Source organism: Corallococcus exercitus, from assembly GCF_003611585.1.
In the GTDB taxonomy this organism is placed as follows: Bacteria; Myxococcota; Myxococcia; order Myxococcales; family Myxococcaceae; genus Corallococcus; species Corallococcus exercitus.
The window spans coordinates 1-20,592 of record NZ_RAVW01000062.1 but is presented as its reverse complement, the minus strand read 5'-3'; the positions used below and the strand labels follow the sequence as shown (position 1 = coordinate 20,592).

Annotated in this window: 14 protein-coding genes and 1 tRNA gene; 13 read left to right on the top strand and 2 right to left on the bottom strand. The window is 69.2% G+C overall.

Going from position 1 to position 20,592, the window contains the following annotated elements:
- Positions 1-108 precede the first annotated feature (108 nt).
- The 3 genes from D7W79_RS10820 to D7W79_RS10810 all read left to right on the top strand — a co-directional run bounded on the left by D7W79_RS10820 (position 109) and on the right by D7W79_RS10810 (position 4,226).
- Complete coding sequence (locus tag D7W79_RS10820) at positions 109-2,634, top strand: efflux RND transporter permease subunit (protein ID WP_244221705.1); 2,526 nt, start codon at positions 109-111, stop codon at positions 2,632-2,634.
- A gap of 48 nt (positions 2,635-2,682) precedes the next feature.
- Positions 2,683-3,411, top strand: a complete 729-nt coding sequence (locus D7W79_RS10815) for a hypothetical protein (RefSeq protein WP_147441881.1) — start codon at positions 2,683-2,685, stop codon at positions 3,409-3,411.
- Positions 3,412-3,641: 230 nt separating this feature from the next.
- Positions 3,642-4,226: a hypothetical protein gene (locus D7W79_RS10810; protein WP_120525280.1), complete on the top strand. Its 585-nt coding sequence runs from the start codon at positions 3,642-3,644 to the stop codon at positions 4,224-4,226.
- 193 nt (positions 4,227-4,419) lie between these two features.
- Here D7W79_RS10810 and D7W79_RS10805 read toward each other — a convergent pair whose 3' ends face one another.
- Entirely contained in the window at positions 4,420-4,632 is a 213-nt protein-coding gene (locus D7W79_RS10805) for a hypothetical protein (protein WP_171433315.1), read from the bottom strand.
- Positions 4,633-4,815: 183 nt separating this feature from the next.
- Between D7W79_RS10805 and D7W79_RS10800 the strand changes: the two genes are divergently transcribed.
- The 10 genes from D7W79_RS10800 (at position 4,816) to D7W79_RS10755 (ending at position 19,308) form a co-directional block, all read left to right on the top strand.
- Complete coding sequence (locus D7W79_RS10800) at positions 4,816-6,084, top strand: hypothetical protein (RefSeq protein WP_120525278.1); 1,269 nt, start codon at positions 4,816-4,818, stop codon at positions 6,082-6,084.
- Positions 6,085-6,221: 137 nt separating this feature from the next.
- Positions 6,222-8,366 carry a glycogen debranching protein GlgX gene (gene glgX / locus D7W79_RS10795; RefSeq protein WP_120525277.1) on the top strand — a complete coding sequence of 715 codons (2,145 nt, stop codon included), beginning with the start codon at positions 6,222-6,224 and terminating at the stop codon, positions 8,364-8,366.
- A 35-nt stretch (positions 8,367-8,401) separates the two neighbouring features.
- Entirely contained in the window at positions 8,402-9,067 is a 666-nt protein-coding gene (locus D7W79_RS10790; RefSeq protein WP_120525276.1) for a class I SAM-dependent methyltransferase, read from the top strand.
- Between the two features lie 236 nt (positions 9,068-9,303).
- Positions 9,304-9,375, top strand: a tRNA-Leu gene (locus tag D7W79_RS10785).
- Between the two features lie 271 nt (positions 9,376-9,646).
- Entirely contained in the window at positions 9,647-10,771 is a 1,125-nt protein-coding gene (locus D7W79_RS10780) for a slipin family protein (protein ID WP_120525275.1), read from the top strand.
- Between the two features lie 125 nt (positions 10,772-10,896).
- Complete coding sequence (locus D7W79_RS10775; RefSeq protein WP_120525274.1) at positions 10,897-12,183, top strand: AAA family ATPase; 1,287 nt, start codon at positions 10,897-10,899, stop codon at positions 12,181-12,183.
- On the top strand, positions 12,180-12,989 hold the full coding sequence (locus D7W79_RS10770; protein WP_120525273.1) for an HNH endonuclease family protein: 810 nt from the start codon (positions 12,180-12,182) through the stop codon (positions 12,987-12,989). Before D7W79_RS10775 ends, D7W79_RS10770 begins: the two co-directional genes overlap by 4 nt.
- Positions 12,990-13,134: 145 nt before the next feature.
- A complete protein-coding gene (locus tag D7W79_RS10765) occupies positions 13,135-15,639 on the top strand; it encodes a VIT domain-containing protein (protein WP_120525272.1) in 2,505 nt (834 codons plus the stop codon).
- A gap of 100 nt (positions 15,640-15,739) precedes the next feature.
- Complete coding sequence (locus D7W79_RS10760; protein WP_120525271.1) at positions 15,740-17,557, top strand: acyl-CoA dehydrogenase; 1,818 nt, start codon at positions 15,740-15,742, stop codon at positions 17,555-17,557.
- 80 nt (positions 17,558-17,637) lie between these two features.
- Complete coding sequence (locus D7W79_RS10755) at positions 17,638-19,308, top strand: ligand-binding sensor domain-containing protein (protein ID WP_120525270.1); 1,671 nt, start codon at positions 17,638-17,640, stop codon at positions 19,306-19,308.
- Positions 19,309-19,455: 147 nt separating this feature from the next.
- On the opposite strand, the gene D7W79_RS10750 is transcribed toward D7W79_RS10755, so the two are convergent.
- Complete coding sequence (locus D7W79_RS10750; protein ID WP_120525269.1) at positions 19,456-20,550, bottom strand: putative NPN-dependent ornithine cyclodeaminase; 1,095 nt, start codon at positions 20,548-20,550, stop codon at positions 19,456-19,458.
- Between the last annotated feature and the right edge of the window lie 42 nt (positions 20,551-20,592).

Below are 20,592 nucleotides of genomic sequence, written 5' to 3'. Positions count from 1 at the left end.
TTCGGGCGGGTTCCCCTGTCGCGCCGTGGTGCCAGGGGTCTGAGGCATGGCCAGCTTTTGCTCCGACACGGGCCCTGCCAGGAGGCAGGCGCCCAGGGAGCACGGTCCATGGCCTCACCCCCGTCTTCACCAGCGGAGCGCACGTGGATGCACCGGGTGGAGCGCACGATGGGTGCGCTGGCCGCGCACAACCACCGCCGCCCCGTCATCGCGCTCGTCTGCGCGCTCCTGCTGTCCGTCGTGGGCCTGCTGTCCGCTCGCCACCTGTCCCTCAACGCGAACCTGGTGGCCCTGCTACCGGACTCCTTCGAGAGCGTGCAGGCCATCCACTCCCTGGAGGAGCGCTTCGGTGCACAGGGGTGGGTGGTGGTGGTGGGCGAGGACGCGGATCCGGCGCAGCTCCAGCGGTTCGCGGACGACCTGGCGCCGAAGCTGGAGGCGCTGCCGGGCATCCGCTACGTGGAGATCACCCGCCCCAGCAGCTTCTTCAAGAGCCATGCGCTCTACTTCCTGTCGCCAGAAGATTTGAAGGAGGTGGAGCGCCGCATCGACGCGCGCCTCACGTGGGAGCGGCAGCGCGCCAATCCGCTCTTTGTTTCACTGGATGACGAACCGGCCCCGTCGCTGGACTTCAGCGACATCGAGAAGAAGTACGCCGGCGGCGCGGTGACGCGCCTGTCCAGCCATCCCAGTGACTACTACCTGGATCCCGCCGCGCGCCGCGTGGTGGTGCTGGCCAAGCCGGAGACGTCGTCCGCGGACCTCACCTTCTCGACGAAGATCGTCGGGGAGGTGCAGGGCCTGCTGCGACAGCAGCACCTGTCGAAGTACGGCCCCGGCTTCCACACGGAGATCACCGGCTCCTTCCAGAAGAAGATGGATCAGCAGGCGCAGATCACCCGCGACGTGGCGGTGTCCTCGACGGTGGCCACGGTGCTGGTGCTGCTCTACCTGTTGCTGCACTTCCGCAGCGTGCTGTCGGTGGCGATGGTGCTGGCGCCGGTGGGCGCGGGGCTCGCGTGGACGTATGGCCTGGTGGGCGTGGCGTACGGGCGGGTCAACCTGCTGACCGCCTTCCTGGGCGCCATCCTGGGCGGCCTGGGCGTGGAGCACGGCATCCACCTGCTGGGCCGCTACCTCGCCCTGCGCGGAGAGGGGAGGTCCTCCGAGGCGTCCACGCGCGAGGCGTTCACGCACACGGGGGGCGCGGCGCTGGTGTCCGCGCTGGTGGCGGCGCTCACCTTCTTCGTGCTGGGCACCTCCCAGCTCCGGGCGTTCCGCGAGTTCGGCGTCATCGCGGGCGTGGGCATGCTGGTGCTCGTCCTCGCGTACGTGGTGGTGCTGCCGGCGGTGCTGGGGCTGGTGTCGCGCTGGGGCTGGAGGCCACGAGCCTCCTCCACGGAGACGACGGAGGCCCCGCTGGGCCGCATCATCACCCACCGGCGCGGGCTGCTCACCGCCGTGTCCGTGCTCGTCGTGGCGGGCCTGCTCACGCAGCTTCCGCGCCTGCGGTTCGACTACGACATCTCGTCGTTGCAGGACCAGCGCCTGGACTCGTTCGTCCTGGACCGCGCCGTCAACCAGCTCATCGGCTACTCGCAGGTCCCGCTGGTGGTGCTCACGAACTCCCGCGCCGAGGAGGCGGCGGTCGTGCAGCAGCTCCAGGCGCGCAAGCAGCAGCGGGGCGCGAACTCCACGGTGGATTTCGTCGCGGCGCTCACGAGCCTCGTGCCGGAGCGGCAGGAGGAGAAGCAGGCCATCCTGAAGGACATCGGGAAGCTGCTGAAGGGCGTGCCCGAAGGGCAGCTCACCCCCCAGCAGCGCCAGCAGCTGACGGAGCTGCGCGGGCAGGTGGAGGCGAAGCCCTTCACCGAGGCGGACCTGCCGCGCAGCGTGCGCCAGCAGTTCGAGGGACGCGGCGGCCCGGGCACCGGCTTCGTGCTGGTGTATCCGTCCGCGGATCAGTCCGACGGCCAGGCCATGCGCCGGCTGGCGAAGGAGGTGCGTGGGGTGAGGCTGCCGGACGGCCGGGCCGCGGTGGTGGCGGGCGAGGCGCTGGTGCAGGCGGACATCTTCGACACGGTGGCGCACGAGGCGCCGTTCATCCTGCTGGGCTCCATGCTCACGGTGCTGGTGGCCATGTGGATCACGCTGGGCGGCCTGCGCACCGCGCTCCTGTGCCTGATGCCCACCGTGGTGTCGCTGTTCGCGGTGCTGGGGCTGATGCCGCTGCTGCACATGGAGTTCAACTACCTCAACATCCTGGTCATCCCGGTGCTCATCGGGACGACGGTGGACGCGGGCGTGCACCTCATCACGCGGCTCGCGTCGCCGAGCAGCGACTTCGTGCAGGTGTATTCGGAGACGGGCAAGGCCATCTGCGGCGGCCTGCTCACGAGCGCGGTGGGCTTCGGCGCGCTGCTCCTCGCGGACCATCCGGGCCTCAACTCCATTGGCGCCCTGGCGAACGTGGGGTTCGGCATGAACCTGCTCATCATGTTGGTGACCTTCCCGGCGCTGCTGCTGGTGCTCTCCGAGCGCAAGCGGCGCCACCGTGCGGTTTCCCCGCGTCCCCGGGGTGAGCACCTCATGAAGGAAGGCCAGGGTCCTCATCGGCCCACGCCCTCCCATTAGGCCGAGCCACCGTCCGCCCGGCCGTGCACACCGGAAAGGAGCGGGACGATGTCTCAGCAATGGATCTGGATGAGCCTGGCGGCCAGCACCCTGGCGCTGGGCACCGCGAACGCCCAGGTGGATCCGAACTCCGCGGCCGCCATCACCACGAGCCAGCCGAACCCGGGGGCGCCTCCGGGCACCCCCGCCACCGCGTCCGCGGGCAGCCCCATTGGCAACCCGTACACGGAGCCCCTGGGCGACCCCACCGGCGCGGCCAACCCGGGCATTGGCGGCAGCGGCACGACGGGCACGGGCGCGGTGATTCCACAGCCCTACAGCGCCCAGCCGTCCATCTCCGGCGTCTCGCCCGGCACCCAGCCAATCAGTCCCGGCACCAGCACCACCGTGACGGGCAGCGGCGCGGTGGTGCCGCCCAGCACCAGCACCACCGTGACGGGCACCGGCGCGGTGCTTCCTGGCACCAGCAGCACCGTGGCGGGTTCGACGGGCTCCACCGCCACCACGGGCGCGCTGATGCCACCCGCCACGACCACCCCCGGCACCCTGCTGCCGGGCGCCTCCAACAGCACCGTGACGCCAGGCACTCCGACGGGCACGATGTCCAGCACGGGCGCGGTGCTGCCTCCCGCCACCGGCACCACGCCCCCCGGAATCACGGGCCCGGGCATCACGGGCTCCCAGCCCACCACGCTGTCGCCGGACAGCAACACGTCCAGCAACTCCGTGACGCCGCTCGGTGGCGGCGACGTGACCCGGAGCCCCGTGGGCCCCTGAGCGGATTCCCCAGGGACCGCGACCCTCAGTGAGCCGCCCGGCGATGCACCCGTGGCCAGGGCGCTCGCATTCCGACGGACACGCAACCCTCCCATTCCGCCCGCCTGCGCTGTTCCCCGAGCAGGCAGGCGGATGAGCCACCCCTGCACACACCGTGGGGCCTGCTCACCTTCGGTCCTGCAGGAAGTCAGGACCTTTCAAGCAGTCAGACTCCTATCGGGGGAATCCACATGAAGAAGTTCCTGAAGACCCAGCTGACGGTGGCGGCGGTTCTCGCGGGTGCGCTCGCGCTCGGTACGGGCTGTAAGTCGGATCAGTCCGCGACGCGCGGCACGGAACCCACGCCGGCCTCCGACTCCACCACCGGCTCGGGCATGGACACCAGCGGCACCGGGACGGACACCTCCGGCTCCGGCACCACCACCACGCCGCCGCCCAGCAGCGGCGGCTCCGGTTACGACACGGGCAGCACGTCGCAGGACTCGACGATGCCTCCCTCGGACTCCAGCACGGGCGGCTCCGGCGCGATGGATGAATCCGCGCAGCCTCCCGCCAGCAACGACAACAGCACCATGGATCCGGGCACCGGCGGCGCGGGCACCGGCGAGGCCGAGCCGGGCGTGCACGACGGCGAAATGACCGAGCCGGGCACGGGCGGCTCCGGCACGTCCACGGACGACAGCGCCATCCCGGATGACAGCACCCTGCCCAACGACTCCACGCTCGACCCGAACAGCTCCGGCGCCAAGGGCAACATGAACACGCCGACGCCGGACTCCACGGGCACGATGGCGCCCAACAGCACCACGCGCTAGGCCCTCTTCACCCCTGCCGCCGTGACACCCACGGAGGCACGGTGACTTCCGGAAGCGCCCGTGACCCTCACCGGTCGCGGGCGCTTCGCCTTTTCCAGCGCACGGCCTGGCGCGCGAACTTCCGTCAACAACAAGACCCCGCCGACGCCCATGCGGCGTCAGCGGGGTCATGGAGACAGCGGGGCCTGGATGATCAGGTCACCTTGACGCCTGGCGAATAGGGCTGGCCCACCGGTTCGATGATGCGCGGGCTCCCGTTGTCACCCGGCCCATTGCCGGGGCCACCGCCCGGGTCGAAGGTGGAGGGCACGTGGTGCTCACGGTCCTCATCCTCCGTCCCGGCTTCGCGCGCCGGCGCGGGAGGCACCCCCTCCAGGGGAATGTGCAGCACGTCCTTCTTGCTCATGATGAACGCCTCCTTTCTCCCCTCAGGGTGGGGCGCACAGGGGCTTTGCGCCACCGGGCGCTCCCCTGCCCGCATGCCCTCCAGCCCCCGGAATCTGTTTCTCCCGGGTGACAGGGAGCGGCCGGGGGCTTATCCAAAGAAGTCCAGGCAGCGCGCACCCGAACCCGAGAGAGCATCCACCGCATGAAGCTGTTGCTGGCAGGCCGACGAGGAGCAAGCGACCCGCTGTTCGCCCCCCCGGAGGCGCCCCTGCTCTGGCTGCGGCGCGTGGAGACGTGGGTCCAGCAGGTGGCGGACGGGGTGCTGGAGGGCAGCCGCATCGAGGACGGTCCCCAGGGCGCTCCCGTGCTGCGCCTGCGCCTGCACCCGGCCGCGCCGGAGGTGTCGCTGCTCGCGGCGACCCAGGAGCGCATCGTCGTGTCCGCGGAGACCAGCGCCGTGGGCCCCGGCTATCACCGCTACCTGGTGGACCTGCTCAAGAACCTGGGCGACCTGCACGGCATCAGCTGGGCTCCGCCCGACGAGGACGTGGGCGTGGGCGACGCCACGGGCTACTTCCACACCGGCGACGCGGGCCCGGTGGAGGAGCACTTCCTGGGGTGGCTCCAGCACTCCGTGGGCCAGGTGCTGCGCATGCGCAGCCTGGGCAACTCCGGCTTCGCGCTGTCCATGCGCTTTGGCCACACCTTCCAGCACCCCGGCGCGCTGCTCACGCCGCTGGGCCCCCGCGACGAGCGCTGGCTGCGCACCGTGCACGAGGAGCCGCGGCAGGGCATGGACGTGTTCCCCTGGTGGAACCCCGGCGTGGACGCGCGCGAGCGCTTCACGCGCGCCCTGTGCCGCCTGTGGACGGACGTCGTCTGGCGCTCGCCGCTCTTGGAGGAGGAGCGCCAGCGCCTGCGCGACGTGGCCCGGCTGCTGGAGCAGGCGTGGCGCGAGGACCCCACGCTCCCCTACCCGTGGCGCGAGTGGCAGGAGGTGCTCGGCTACCTGGGCATGGGCGGAACGGTCGCGGAGGAGGTGCATCGCCGGGCCCTGGAGTCGCCCGGCGTCGGGCCTTCGATTGGCTACCGGCGGGGCTCCGTGCAGGTGGCGCTCCCCGAAGGCTGGGAGATCCGCATCCCCGGCTCCCTGGCGGAGACGCGACTGGGCGACGGCAGCTGGGTGGCCCGGGACCACCGCCGCACCGTGCGCGTGCTGCCGCTGGAGGACTCCGTGGAGGACAGCCTCGCGCCCACCAGCCCGGAGCGCCGCGCCCTGGAGCTGGAGCACCACGGCGCCCGCGTCAGCGGCCGCGCGTCCCTGCACATGGGCCCCGGCGAGTGCCGCCTGACGGCGTTATGTCGTTCTGGAAACCGCCGCGCGCTGTGCGTGGTCAGTTTCGATGATCCGGATGAGCGGGACTGGGCCCTGGGGACCTGGCGCTCGCTGGACCACGCCGTCGCCGCCTGACACGGCAGGTCGTTTCAGCACCGACCACTTGCAAAAGCGCCGCCCGGTGGACAGTCAGCGGGCCCGTGCGTCTTGCCGCACCGCGGGGGCGCACCCACATTGCGCCGGCACCATCCCCACGGAATCGAGTGAGACGCATGAGCAGCAAGCGGGAGATCTGGCCGGGCAAGCCCTGGCCGCGTGGCGCGACCTTCGACGGCTCGGGCACCAACTTCGCGGTCTATTCACAGGTCGCCACGCGCGTGGAGGTGTGCCTCTTCGACCGTGCGGACCCGACGAAGGAGCTTGAGCGCTTCGACCTGCCGTCGACGACCGAGTTCGTCTGGCACGGCTACGTGCCGGACCTGGAGCCCGGGACGCTGTATGGCCTGCGCGTGCACGGGCCCTACGAGCCGGAGAAGGGGCACCGCTGCAACCCGCACAAGCTGCTCGTCGACCCCTACGCCAAGGCGCTGCACGGCGAGGTGGACTGGAAGCAGCCGGTGTTCGGCTACCCCCTGGACCATCCGAAGAAGGACCTGATGCGCGACGAGCGCGACAGCGCGGCCGGCATGCCCAAGGGCGTGGTGGTGAGCGACTTCTTCGACTGGGGCAATGACCGGCGCCTGGACATCCCGTGGCGCAAGACGGTCATCTACGAAGCCCACGTGCGCGGCCTCACCATGCGCCACCCGGGCCTGCCGGAGCACCAGCGCGGCACCTACGCGGGCCTGGGCTCGCCGGTCATCATCGAGCACCTGCAGAAGCTGGGCGTCACCGCGGTGGAGCTGTTGCCGGTGCACGAGTTCGCGGACGACTCGTTCCTCAACGACAAGGGCCTGTCGAACTTCTGGGGCTACAGCACGCTGAACTACTTCTCCCCGGAGCAGCGCTACGCCAGCCGCAAGACGCCGGGCGGCGCGGTGGCCGAGTTCAAGTCGATGGTGAAGTCGCTGCACGCCGCGGGCATCGAGGTCATCCTCGACGTCGTCTACAACCACACGTGCGAGGGCAACCACCTGGGGCCCACGCTGTCGTTCAAGGGCATCGACAACGCGTCCTACTACTGGACCATGCCGGAGGCGCGGCACTACCTGGACTTCACCGGGTGCGGCAACAGCCTCAACGCCTCCAACCCGCAGACGGCGCGCTTCATCGTGGACAGCTTGCGCTACTGGGTGGAGGAGATGCACGTGGACGGGTTCCGCTTCGACCTGGCCACGGTGCTGGGCCGCAGCGGCAAGGGCGGCTACGACCCGAACGCGCCCATCTTCCAGATCATCAACCAGGACCCCGTCCTGGGCCGCGTGAAGCTCATCGCGGAGCCGTGGGACGTGGGACTGGGCGGCTACCAGGTGGGCGGCTTCCCGTCGCCGTGGCACGAGTGGAACGGCAAGTACCGGGACGCGCTGCGCAAGTACTGGAAGGGCGACGAGAACCAGGCCGCGGAGGTGGGCTACCGGCTCACGGGCAGCGCGGACCTGTTCGCGGCGGCGCGGCGCAGGCCGCAGGCGTCCATCAACTTCGTCACCGCGCACGACGGCTTCACGCTGCACGACCTGGTCACGTACAGCAGCAAGCACAACGAGGCCAACGGCGAGCACAACCGCGACGGCGCGGATGACAACCAGGCGTGGAACTGCGGCGTGGAGGGAGAGACGGACGACACCGACATCATCTCCCTGCGCGAGCGCCAGAAGCGCAACCTGCTGGCGTCGCTGTTCCTGTCCACGGGCGTCCCGATGATTGTCGCGGGCGACGAGATGGGCCGCACGCAGCAGGGCAACAACAACGCCTACTGCCAGGACAACGAGCTGTCGTGGGTGGACTGGAACCTGGACAAGACGCGCCTGGACCTCCTGGAGTTCACGCGCAAGCTCATCCAGTTCCGCCACGGGCAGCCGGTGCTCCAGCGCCGCCGCTTCTTCCAGGGCGAGCACCTGTGGGAGTCCGAGCACAAGGACCTGGCGTGGTTCCGGCCCGACGGCTCGGAGATGGGGCCGGAGGACTGGCAGAAGCCCTTCGTGCGCTCGCTGGCGTTCCTGCTGGGCGGCGACGCCATCCCCACGCCGGACGAGCGTGGCCAGCGCGTGAGCGGGGACTCGCTGCTGGTGCTGCTCAACGCGCACCACGACACGGTGACCTTCACGGTGCCGCCGCCGGGCGAGGGCGGCGCATGGCGGCTGGAGCTGTACACGGCGGACGACAAGCGCGGCGACGAGGAGATGAAGCCCGGGAAGTTCGAGATGGCCGGGCGGTCGCTGGCGGTGTTCCGCAAGCCGGGGAGCAACAACACGCCGTGATAACGTGCCCGCGCTGTTGAGCAGGAGCGCACGGTATGGAGGCAGAGACAGACGGCGGCAGGAGGGACGAGGCCGCCGTCGCGAAGGTGTACGGGGAGATCGCCTCCGCCTACGAGGTGCTCTACCCGTCCCTGCATCGCTACGGCGACCGCGTGGAGCGCTTCCTCGCGGGCGTGGTGAAGCCGGGCCTGCGCGTGCTGGACGTGGGCTGCGGCCCGGCGCTGCACACGCGCGGGCTGGACGCGTCCGTGGACGTGGTGGGCCTGGACGTGGCGCCGGAGATGCTGGAGCTGGCGAAGCGCGCGCGGCCGTCGGGCACGTGGCGCGTGCACAGCTACCTGGATCCGGTGCCGGCGGACCTGGGCCTCTTCGACGTGGCGCTGGCCATTGGCTGCCTGGACTTCTGTGACGACCTGCCGCGCGTGCTGGGCCACCTGGGCCGCGCGCTGAAGCCGGGCGCGCGGATGCTCTTCACGGTGCTGGAGCGCCGTCAGGGCCTGGAGGCGCACGAGGAGGCCACGCGCCGGGTGCGCACGGCGGACACGGACGTGACGCTGCACCTGTACAGCGCGGTGGAGACGGCGCGCGCGCTGGACCTCGCCGGGCTGCGCACGGACTTCTACCTGCACGCGCCCGGCTGGGAGCTGCTCGCGGAGGAGCGCACCATGTGGTTCGGCTGGTGGTACGTGACGAAGGGCTGAAGCCGCTCCGTCAGGATTCCGGCACGCTCGCGTCTGGTGGCCCCGTCGGCGAACTTCAGGGGGCGCACGGGGCTGTCCCGAGGCGTCCGATTCCACGCGGGGGCGCTTTGCGCCGGGGCATGGGACTCGGACGTTCCTCACGGCCATCACTCCCGGGTGTTCCTGCCGCGATGGAAGGCCGTACCGGTCGCACGCCACCGTGAGGCGCGCATCGAGGCCCTTGCTGGGCAATCACACGAACTAGCTCAACCTGGTAGAGCACGAGATTCAAAATCTCGGTGTCGAAGGTTCGAATCCTTCGTTCGCCCGGGACCCCGTCGTTTTTCGCTGGTGCCAACGCGAGTCCACCGCGTCCTCCTCCCCACGCCGCACACTGGCCGGTCGCCAGGGCCTCTGGAGACGTTCCGTGCTTCATGCGGAGCGCTCCGGTCGCCGTCCGTGACCGGCATCCGGTGCGGTCGCTCGGGAGGCTGAACGCGGTTCCGGACGGTCTGTTCGCGGGAAGCGCCCGTGGGGCGGCGGGGTCCTTTTCTCCAGCAGCGGAGCCGCACTCTTTTCTTGTCGTCGAGGTGACGTGTCATGGGCATCGGTCGGGTGGAAGTGGCGCAGAACGAGCGGCTGTTCGTCGTGGTGAACGGGCGGGCGGAGCAGTACCTGGGGCCGGGCCGGCACTGGGTGGTGCGTCCCTTCCAGCACGTCCGCTTCGAGCGCGTGCCGCTGGAGCCACCCGTCACCCGGCTGGACGAGGCGAAGCTCGCGCTGGTGCCGGAGAAGGACCTCCAGGTGCTGGAGCTGGGCGCGGACGAGCGCGCGGTGGTCTTCCATCACGGCCAGCCGGTGCGGTGGCTGGGGCGGGGACAGCACCAGGTGTGGACGGCGCAGCGGCTGCCCGGTCGTACCGGTCGGCCCGAGTCGCCCACCGTGCGGGTGGAGCGCGTGGACGTGTCCGGCGTGGCGACGACGCCTCCGAGCGACGAGGTGCGCGCGCTGATTCCGGCCAGCGACTACGTGGAGGCCACGGCGACGGAGGGCACGGTGGCGCTGCGCTACGTGGACGGCGTGCTGGACGCGGTGCTGCCGCCGGGCCGTCACGCGGCGTGGACGGTCGCGCACAAGGTGCAGTTCGCGGTCATCGACCTGCGCGAGCGGCTGCTCCACGTCACCGGCCAGGAGGTGATGACGAAGGACCGCGTGACGCTGCGGCTCAACCTGTCCGCGGCGTACCGGGTGGTGGACGCGCGGCGGCTGGCGGTGGTGGCGCGGGCGCCGGATGAAATCCTCTACCTGGCCATGCAGCTGGCGGCGCGTGAGGCGGTGTCCACGCGCACGCTGGATGAACTGCTCGCGGCCCGTGAGGCCGTGTCCGAGGAGCTGTACGCGCAGGTGAAGTCGGGGGCGGAGGGCGTGGGCCTGGAGCTGCTGCGCTTCGGCATCAAGGACGTGGTGCTGCCGAAGGAGATGAAGGACCTGCTCAACCGGGTCATCCAGGCGCAGAAGGAAGCGGAGGCGAACGTCATCCTGCGGCGCGAGGAGACGGCGGCGACGCGCTCCATGGCGCAGACGGCGAAGGTGCTGGCGGAGAACCCGCTGCTCGTGCGGCTCAAGGAGCTGGAGGCGTACAAGGACCTGGCCGCGAAGGTGGGTCAGGTGCACCTCGTGCTCGGAGAAGGCGCGGTGCCCACGCTGCAGCTCAAGGGCGGCTGAGGTTTCTGTGAGAATCGAGGCCCTCGGACCGGAAGTACGGTCCGGGGGCCTTCGTGCGTTCAGAGGGTCGCGTAGAGGGGTCGTTACGGTTGACCCCTCCCCCTGTTTCGGGCGAGCTAGGGCGCATGTACGTGAAAGAGGTCCACCTCTCCAACATCCGGTCCATTCGGACCCTGCGGTGGGAACTGCCGGAGGGTTCAGGCCCCGGATGGCACGTCGTCATCGGCGATAACGGAGCTGGCAAAAGCTCTTTTCTCCGGGCCGTCGCACTGGCGCTGGTGGGCCCCAACGAGGCGATTGCGCTACGTCAGGATTGGTCCGAGTGGCTCAGCGTCGGAGCAGGACACGGCTCCGTTCGTCTGAAGCTGGTTGGGGACGAGCGCTACGACAAGTTCGTCGACACTGACAGGTTGCTCCTTGATGCAGGCCTCGACCTAGTACCGGTGATGGAAGCACAAACCGTCCTCATCAGGGGCCTAGGCATGGACAAGCACGAGCCGCCTGTTTGGATTGAACGCGCAGGATGGTTCAGTGCCTCGTATGGACCGTTCCGACGTTTCACTGGTGGAGACAAGGACCAGGAAAGGCTGTTTCACTCAAATCCAAAACTCGCCCGACACTTGTCCGTATTTGGAGAGTCCGTCGCGCTTTCGGAAAGCCTCGAATGGCTGAAGCTCCTCCGGTTCAAGAAGCTGGAAGAAGATCCCGAGGGGGACCTTCTTGAGTCCTTGAAGCAATTCATCAACCAGCCTGACTTTCTTCCCAACGAAGCCCAACTCGAATCGATCTCGTCCAAGGGTGTTCGTTTCGTCGATGGCAACGGCTGCGAAGTTCCCGTCGAGAATATGAGCGACGGCTACCGCTCCATCCTGAGCATGACCTTCGAGCTGATCCGTCAGCTCTCACGGACCTATGGTTCCGACAAGCTCTTCGTTCCCGGAGACGCAACGACCATCATCGTCCCCGGTGTCGTCCTGATTGACGAGATCGACGCCCACCTGCATCCCGTGTGGCAGCGCCGTGTAGGCCGATGGTTCCGTGAACACTTCCCGAACATCCAGTTCATCGTCACAACGCACAGTCCGCTCATCTGCCAAGCCGCGACTGTGGGTAGCGTTTTCCGCCTTCCCCGGCCAGGCAGTGACGAAGAAGCGGGCATGGTCACCGGCGTCGCGCTCGACCGACTGCTCTACGGAAACGTTCTCGACGCTTTTGGCACTGGTGCATTCGGAGAGGTTCCCCTGCGCTCTCCGGAAGCCCAGGAGAAGCTCGAACGGCTTGCCGTCCTCAATCAGAAGGAGCTCAAGAAGGGGCTTTCCCCTGAGGAGCAGGCTGAGCAACAACTTCTGCGCACCCAACTTCCAACTGCCGCCAGCACTCTGCCCAAGGGCCCTGCGGTGAGCCGATCGTGATTCGGCTCCCGGATCTCCCGCTGCCGGAACCAGCCCGTACGCAGCTTGCCGCCTACCAGCATGAGATTGATGCGATCCCTGAATACGCGACGCGTATCAAGCAGGGGAGCAAACGGTTCAAGGCGCTGAACAAGAAAGGCAATCCTACGTTCGACAGCGTCAAGGCGACCTTGACACGGATGTGCGTCGGAGCACGTCGTTGTGCCTACTGCGAAGACTCCGCAGCGCACCAAGTGGAGCACATTCGGCCTAAAGCATTTTACCCGGAGCTGGTCTTCGCCTGGATGAACTACCTCTACGCTTGCGGAGCCTGCAACGAGTACAAGAACAGCCGCTTCGCCGTCTTCGCGCAGGGAACTGGCACGCTGACGAAACTTCGAAGGAAGAAGGGAGCACCTGTAGGTCCTCCTGTCTCAGGAAGTCCCGTGCTGATCGATCCCCGCTTTGAGGATCCAACCGAGTTCCTTGAGCTGGACCTCAGCGATACCTTTCATTTTCTCCCCAGCGCCCCCGAGGGCACGGTCGCTCATCAGCGAGCGAGTTACACAATAATTGCGCTCGGCCTCAATACTCGCGACTACCTCCCAGTTACACGGGCCGACGCCTACACGAACTACCTCTCCCATCTCACTTGCTACGTTGAGGCAAAGCAGAAGAACGGTCCTCCCAAACGGCTCGCGCAACTGGAGCAGACCATTCGGACGCACCATCACCCCAGCGTCTGGCGGGAAGTGAAGCGGCAACATCCGAGTCTCCAGGACATGAAGCACCTGTTCGAAGCGGCTCCCGAAGCCCTCACCTGGTAGCGCCTGACCCAGTGGCCCCGTGGCCACGGAACCACACCCGGACTGTCTCCCGCCGCCCCCACTACCAGCCTTTTCAGAGGGGAACCGGGGTTGGCCCGGGGGCTGCAATGTCTCCGGGCACACCCTGAAACCAAGGTTCCCGACCATGCGAGTCCTGCTCGCCGCGCTCTTCGTCTGTCTTCTGGCCGCCCCGGCCGCTGCTCAGCAACCCTGTCCCCCGGCCGCTTCGCCCACCGCGGGCGTCGCCCAGGGCACCCTCGTGGCCCGCTTCCGCGCGCAGCCCGACACCGCGTGCCCGGACACGGAGCCGCGCACCTTCAGCCTCAAGCACACGGAGGTGGACGCGGAGGTCAGCGGGTTCCTCGCGTCCGTCACCGTGACGCAGGTGTTCGAGAACCCCTACTCCGCGCCGCTCGAAGCGCTCTACGTCTTCCCGCTGCCGGAGCTGGCCGCCGTGGACGGCATGGAGATGCACCTGGGCAACCGCATCATCCAGGGCGTCATCCAGACCCGCGAGCAGGCCCGCGACACCTACGAGCGCGCCAAGGCCGAGGGCAAGACGGCCGCGCTGCTCGACCAGGAGCGCCCCAACATCTTCACTCAGTCCGTCGCCAACATCCTCCCCGGCGAAACCATCCGCGTCCGCATCCACTACGTGGAGCGCCTCACCTACGACGCGGGCACCTACCGCTTCAGCTTCCCCATGGTCGTGGGCCCCCGCTTCATCGGCGGCCAGCCGCTGCCCACGCGTCAGGGTGAAGGCGAGGAGCCCGACACCACCACCGTCCCCGACGCGAGCCGCATCACGCCCCCGGTCATCACCGACACGCGCAGCGGCCACGACATCCAGCTCACCGTGCGCCTGGACGCGGGCCTCCCGGTCCACTCGCTGCGCTCCACCACCCACCGCGTGGACGTGACGCGTGAAGGGCAGTCCCGCGCCAGGGTGAGCCTTGGCCGCGACGACCGCATCCCCAACAAGGACTTCATCCTGGAGTACGTCGTCGCTGACGCGCTCATCCGCCCCGCCGTCCTCATGCACCGCGACCCCGGCGCGGACCACGGCTACTTCCTGGTGATGCTCAACCCGCAGCTGTCCCCCACCCAGAGGGAGATCGTCCCGCGCGAGCTCTACATGGTGCTGGACACGTCCTGCTCGCAGTCCGGCCTCGCCATCGAGAAGTCCAAGGCCATCACGAAGGAGGTGCTCAACCACCTGATGCCGGAGGACACCTTCCAGGTCCTCAACTTCGACACGCAGGTGACCAAGTTCGCGCCCACCGCCGTCCCCGCCACGCCGGAGAACATCCAGAACGCCCTGCCCTACGTGGCCAACTTCTGGGGCGGTGGCGGCACCGACGTGAACATCGCCGCCCGCGAAGCCATGCTGCCCCCGAACGACCCGGCCCGCCTGCGCATGGTGCTCTTCATGACGGACGGCCTCATCGGCGCGGATGAGCAGGTGCTCGGCACGCTCCAGGAGCACCTCCGGGAAGAGACGCGCATCTTCTCCGCCGGCGTGGGCTCCAGCACGAACCGCTACCTCATCACCAAGATGGGTGAGCTGGGCCGGGGCGCCTCCACCCTCGTCAACCTCAACCGCCCGGAGGAAGACGTCGCCCGCGAGTTCGAGCAGCGCATGCGCGGCCCCGTCCTCACCTCGCTCGTGGTGGACACCGACGGCCTGCCCGTCCGTGACGTGTACCCGAAGTCCGTGCCGGACCTCTTCGCCGGCCAGCCGCTGTTCCTCGTGGGCAAGTTCACCGGAACCGGTGACGGCGTCCTCCGCATCTCCGGCCGCGTGCGTGGCGAGGTCCGCCGCTTCGACGTGCCCGTGCACTTCCCCGAAGTCGCCCCGGAGCACGACTCCCTCAAGAGCCTCTGGGCCCGCCAGCGCATCGAGGAGCTCACCGTGGAGGGCTACCGTGGCGAGACGCCGGAAATCATCCAGGGCATCACCGAGACCGCGCTCCAGTACCACCTGATGAGCCGCTACACGTCCTTCGTCGCGGTGGAGCAGGTGGCCCGCACGGCCCCCAACGGTGAGACGGTGCGCGAGATGGTCCCCGTGCAGCTTCCCGACGGCATGGTGGCGGGTGCGCTCAGCCGCGAGGAGATTCCGCCCGGCGACCCCATCATCTCCGTGCGCGCCCCGCGCAACGCCCGCCGCGTCACCGCCTACTTCCCCTTCGGCCTGGTGAAGCCGCTCACGTTCGACACGCTGACCCGTTCGTGGCGCGGCCGCTTCCTCGTGCCGCTGGGCATCGCGGATGGCTACTACACCGTGTTCATCATCGCGGAGCTGGCGGACGGCCGCGTGGAGCGCAGCGAGGTGCGCTACCGCCTGGACTCCCAGGGCAACGACTTCGACGTCGTCCTCTCCCAGAAGGAGGTGGCCCCCGGTGACACGCTGACACTGGATGTGGATGCGGTGGAGGCCACGCAGGAGGTCAGCGTGTACGGCGACCTCTTCGGCGAGGACCAGCAGCTCCTCGACACACAGGACCGCATGCGCTTCACCAAGGCCCTGGTCATCCCGGAGGGCACGCCGGCCGGGACGTATGAGCTGGTGTTCGTCGCCCGCGACGCCGCCGGCAACCGCTTCGAGCGCCGGGAGACGCTGCGCGTCATCCACGCCCGGCGCGACTGACCCGCGAATCAATCTCGGGTACCCTGGCGGTCCGTTTCCGGCCCCGCGCCTTCACCGGCGCGGGGCTGTTTCTTTCGCCCAGGCCGCGAGGAGTCTTCCGATGTCGTCGTCGTCCCTGCACTACACGCCCAACCTCCGCGATATTGAGTTCAACCTCTTCGAGTTCCTGGACATCGGCCGCACGTCGTTGGGCAAGGGCCCCTTCGGAGACCTGGACGAGACGGCGGCCCGGCAGACGCTGGAGACCTTCGCCCAGCTGTGCACGCAGGAGCTGGCGAAGAGCTTCGACGAGTCCGAGCACAACCCGCCGAAGCTGGTGAACGGCGAGGTGAAGCTGCCCCCGGGCCTCAAGGCCGCGATGGGCGCCTACTACGACGCGGGCATGCACCTCTTGGAGACGCCCACGCACCTGGGCGGGCTGGGCGCGCCGCCGTCGCTGGGCTGGGCCGCGTTCGAGCTGCTGCTGGGCTCAAACCCCGCGCTGGCGTTCTTCACGCTGGGCAACCTGCTCGCGCGCGTCATCGACAAGCTGGGCACGGAGTCACAGAAGCAGCGCTTCCTGCCGCACATCCTGGAGCGCCGCTGGAGCGGCTCCATGGTGCTGACGGAGCCGGACGCGGGCAGCGACGTGGGCGCCGCGCGCACCAAGGCCCGTCAGGTGAATGGCGACGTCTGGGAGATTGAAGGCGTCAAGCGCTTCATCACCAACGGCGAGTCGGACATCGCGGAGAACATCATCCACATGGTGCTCGCGCGTCCGGAGGGCGCGGCGCCGGGCACCAAGGGCCTGTCGCTGTTCGTGGTGCCCAAGTTCTGGGTGAACGAGGACGGCAGCCTGGGTGAGCACAACAACGTCGTGTGCACGAAGCTGGAGAAGAAGATGGGCCTGAAGGGGTCCGTCACGTGCGAGCTGACGTTCGGCGACGGCAAGCCCACGCGCGGCCTCTTGCTGGGTGAGGTGCACGACGGCATCCGGCAGATGTTCCACATCATCGAGAACGCGCGCATGGCGGTGGGCCTCAAGTCCATGGCCGCGCTGTCCGCGGGCTACTTCCGCGCGCTGTCGTTCGCGAAGGACCGCGTGCAGGGCAGCGACCTGGCGAAGGCGCGCGACAAGTCCGCGCCGCGCGTGAACATCCTCCAGCACCCGGACGTGCGCCGCATGCTGATGGCGCAGAAGGCGCACGCGGAAGGCCTGCGCGCGCTGGCGCTGTTCACCGCGTCCGTGCAGGACCAGGTGGAGCTGCAGGGCGGCCACCGCTCCACGGCGGCGGGCGAGGCGGACGTGCTCAACGACATGCTGCTGCCGCTGGTGAAGGGGTACAGCTCCGAGAAGGCGTATGAGCTGTTGTCCCTGTCGCTCCAGGTGCACGGCGGTTCGGGCTTCCTGACGGACTACCCGGTGGAGCAGTACATCCGGGACCAGAAGATCGACTCGCTCTACGAGGGCACCACGCACATCCAGGCGTTGGACCTGCTGATGCGCAAGGTGGCGCGCGACGGCGGCGCGACGCTGTCCGGCCTGCTGGGCCGCATCCGCGAGACGGCGGAAGGCAACGAGGGCGGCCCGGAGCTGAAGACCGAGCGCGCCGCGCTGGCGGAGGCCCTGGGGCACCTGGAGACGCTGCTCGGCACGCTGATGGGCAAGCTGGGCGAGTCCGTCTACCACGTGGGCTTCCAGGGCAACCGCGTGCTGTTCGCCGTGGCGGAGGTGGTCATCGGCTGGCTGCTGGTGCGCCACGCGGCCGTGGCGCTGGACCGCATGAAGACCAACCCCGGCGACAAGGCGTTCTACAGCGGCAAGGTGGCCAGCGCCCGGTGGTACTGCCACGAGGTGCTGCCCGGCATCGCGCACGCCGCGCGCATGGTGGAGAACGGCAACCTGGACCTGATGGACGTGCCGGAAGAGTCGTTCTAGGCACGCGCTGACCCCGGGCCGCGAGTGCGGCTCCGGGGAGACACACCGGGCTGGCCCGGAGTTCGCAATGGGGGTGGAGCATGATGCTCTCCACCCTCACCGCGCTGACCCTGGCCGCCACCGTCACCAACACCGAGACCGTGCACGACCTGGAGCCGTTCGGCGGCCACGTCGTGGCGTGCACCGAAGGCGGCCTGGAGCTGTTCACGGCCTCGGGCCGCCCGGTGCGCGTGCTCACGGTGGAGGACGGGCTGCCCAGCCACTTCTGCCGCGCGCTGGAGTCCACGGGCGACCGGCTCTTCGTGGCCACGGATGAAGGGCTCGTGTCGCTGGACACGCGCTTCCACGTGACGCCGGTGCTGGACGTGCGCTGGCAGGCCCTGCCTCCCGCCGAGGACGCGAGCACTCCGGACTACCTGAGCCGGCTGGAGTCCCTGGCCGCGGTGCTGCCGCCGGGCCCCGCGTACACGGCGTTCTCGCCGCGCTTCGCGGGCACCGCGGAGGGGCGCCTGTTCGAGCTGGGCACCGAGCGCGCGTGGTCGTTGCCCGGGCCGGTGCGGTTCATCTCGGACACGCGAGACGGCGTGGACGTGGGCACCACCGAGGGGGCCTTCTCCATCAACACGAGCGGCAGGCTCTCCGCCGTGAGCAACGTGCCCACGGGTCCGCTGTCATTCACCGTGACGGAGCAGGGCGTGCGCATCGTGGGCAGTCACGGTGAGGTGCACGCGTGGGAGACGGAGTCCGTGCCCCTCCAGGCCGTGAGCGTCCCCAAGGGCGCCACCGTGTTGCGCGACGGCTGGGCGGGCACGCGGACCTCCGGCGTGTTCCTCCAAGGGAAGACGGGGTGGCGCCGGGTCACTCCCACCGGGCAGCTCTGCGGCAATCACATCACCGCGCTCGCGCGTCACCAGGGCCAGCTCGTGGTGGGCACGTTCGACCGGGGCGTCTGCATCCAACGCGAGGACGGCCGGTGGCAGACCGTCCGCGTGCCCTCACTCCCGAGCGACCAGGTGCTGGGCATCACCAGCGACGGCGTGAACCTCTACGTCGCCACCACGTACGGCCTTGGCTTCCATGACGGGAAGGTGTGGACACAGGTGGCCTATGGCGCTCGCAACCCCGTGGCCCTGGGGAAGCTGTCCGTACTCAACGTGTCACAGGTCGACGGCGGCGTGGCGCTGGTGGATGGCCGGGGCATGTCGCTGGTCACTCCCGCCACGTCCCCCCTGTCCCTGGTGAAGCGGCTGCCCCTGCCGAAGGAGTGGAGCAAGCATCCTTCCGTGGGTGAAGGCGCGGGCCGCTTCCTGTGGATGGGCAGCGAGGACCGGGGCCTGCTGCGCTGGGATGGCATGAAGTGGCAGCGCTTCCACGACGGCCGCGACCTCACCGACAACTGGATCACCGCGCTGTCCACCGACGCGCAAGGACGCGCCGTCGCGGGCACCTGCCAGGACGGCTTCAACTACTTCGACGGCGCGAAGTGGACGCGGGTGCGAACCGCGTCCGGCCTGCCCTCCCCCGCCATCGTCTCCGCCGCGCTTGTGCCCGGGGGCGCGGTGGTGGGCACGCTGCTCGGCGCGTCGTACTTCGACGCGGGTACCGGGGAGGTGCACGCACTGCCGAAGCTCGCGGATCCGCGCGTCTACGCCGTGCTCCCGGAGGGCGACTCCGCCCTCTTCGGTACCGAGGGCGGACTGTCGAGCGCGGCCTGGAAGCCCCTGACCGCTCCCGCACTCAGCCAACGCTGAGTAGAAGCTCCCGTCAGCGGCGCACTGCGCGAACCTGTCCGACTGTCGGACAGGTTTGGAGAACCGCCGCTGGGGGCCTCCGCCCCTCGGAGCAACGGAAACCTGTCCGACTGTCGGACAGGTTTGGACGCGTCGGGCGTCTGGCCCTTACACCGGCTTCGGCTTCGCCGCTCGCGCCGTCAGCTCGCGCTCCACGTACAGCCGCAGGATGTGCATGAAGTCCTGCGCGTTCGTCACCACGCCGAACGCCTGGTGCGTGCCCCGGTCCTTCAGCTTGCTCACCACGAACTCGGACGAATCCACGCAGATGGTGGGCAGCTCGCGCAACGTGCCGTCCTTCTCCGTCACGAACGCCGGCAGCATGTTCCCCGTCGCGATGGCGTGAAGCGCCGTGGCCACGAGCACCGCCATCGTCGCCTTCACCGCGTGCCGGCGCATCGCGTCCTGCGCCGCCAGGTTGTCCGTCACCACGTCCGGCAACGGCCCGTCATCCCGGATGGACCCCGTCAGCACGAACGGCACCCCGTGCTTCACGCACGCGTGCATGATGCCGTTGGTGATGATGCCCGCCTCCACCGCCGTCGCGATGGAGCCCGCCTGCCGCACCCGGTTGATGGCGCGCATGTGCAGGCCGTGCCCGCCCGACGTCGCCTCGCCCGCGCCGCTCATCCCCAGCGTCGTGCCGTAGATGGACGCCTCGATGTCATGCACCGCCACCGCGTTGCCCGCGAGCAGCGCCCCCACGAAGCCGTTCTCCACGAACCACGTCATGTCCGCCCGCGCCCGCGAGTGCACCAGCGCCGGCCCCGTCACCCAGATGGGATAGCCGCCCCGCTCGCGCTCCTCCACCAGGAGCCGCGCCATGTGCGCGTAGTCGATGGGCTTCTCGCGCGACACCTCGCTCGTCATGAACTTGAACTCGCCGTCCCCGCCCTCCGCCAGGTAGGCCATGTTCACGTAGACGCCTTCGCTGCCGTCCTCCGCCTTGCCCACCACGACGCGCTCTCCCGCGCGCACCCGGCGGCCCTCGCGCACCCAGAGCTCGCCCTGCGCGTCCAGCACCAGCGCTCCGTCCATGCGCGGCTCGCGCGGCATCCGCCACCGGCCGTCCACCCGCACGTACGTGGGCAGGTTCGTCGTCGTGAAGAAGCCCTCCGGCAGCACGCCGTCCGCTGGCGCCGGAGTGAAGCGCGCGTCCGGGTAGCTGGTGAACCGCGCCGCCGTGAAGTCGGGATGAGCAATGGTGTGTCTCTCTTATACCCCTGTCGCTCCCGCCGCGAAGGC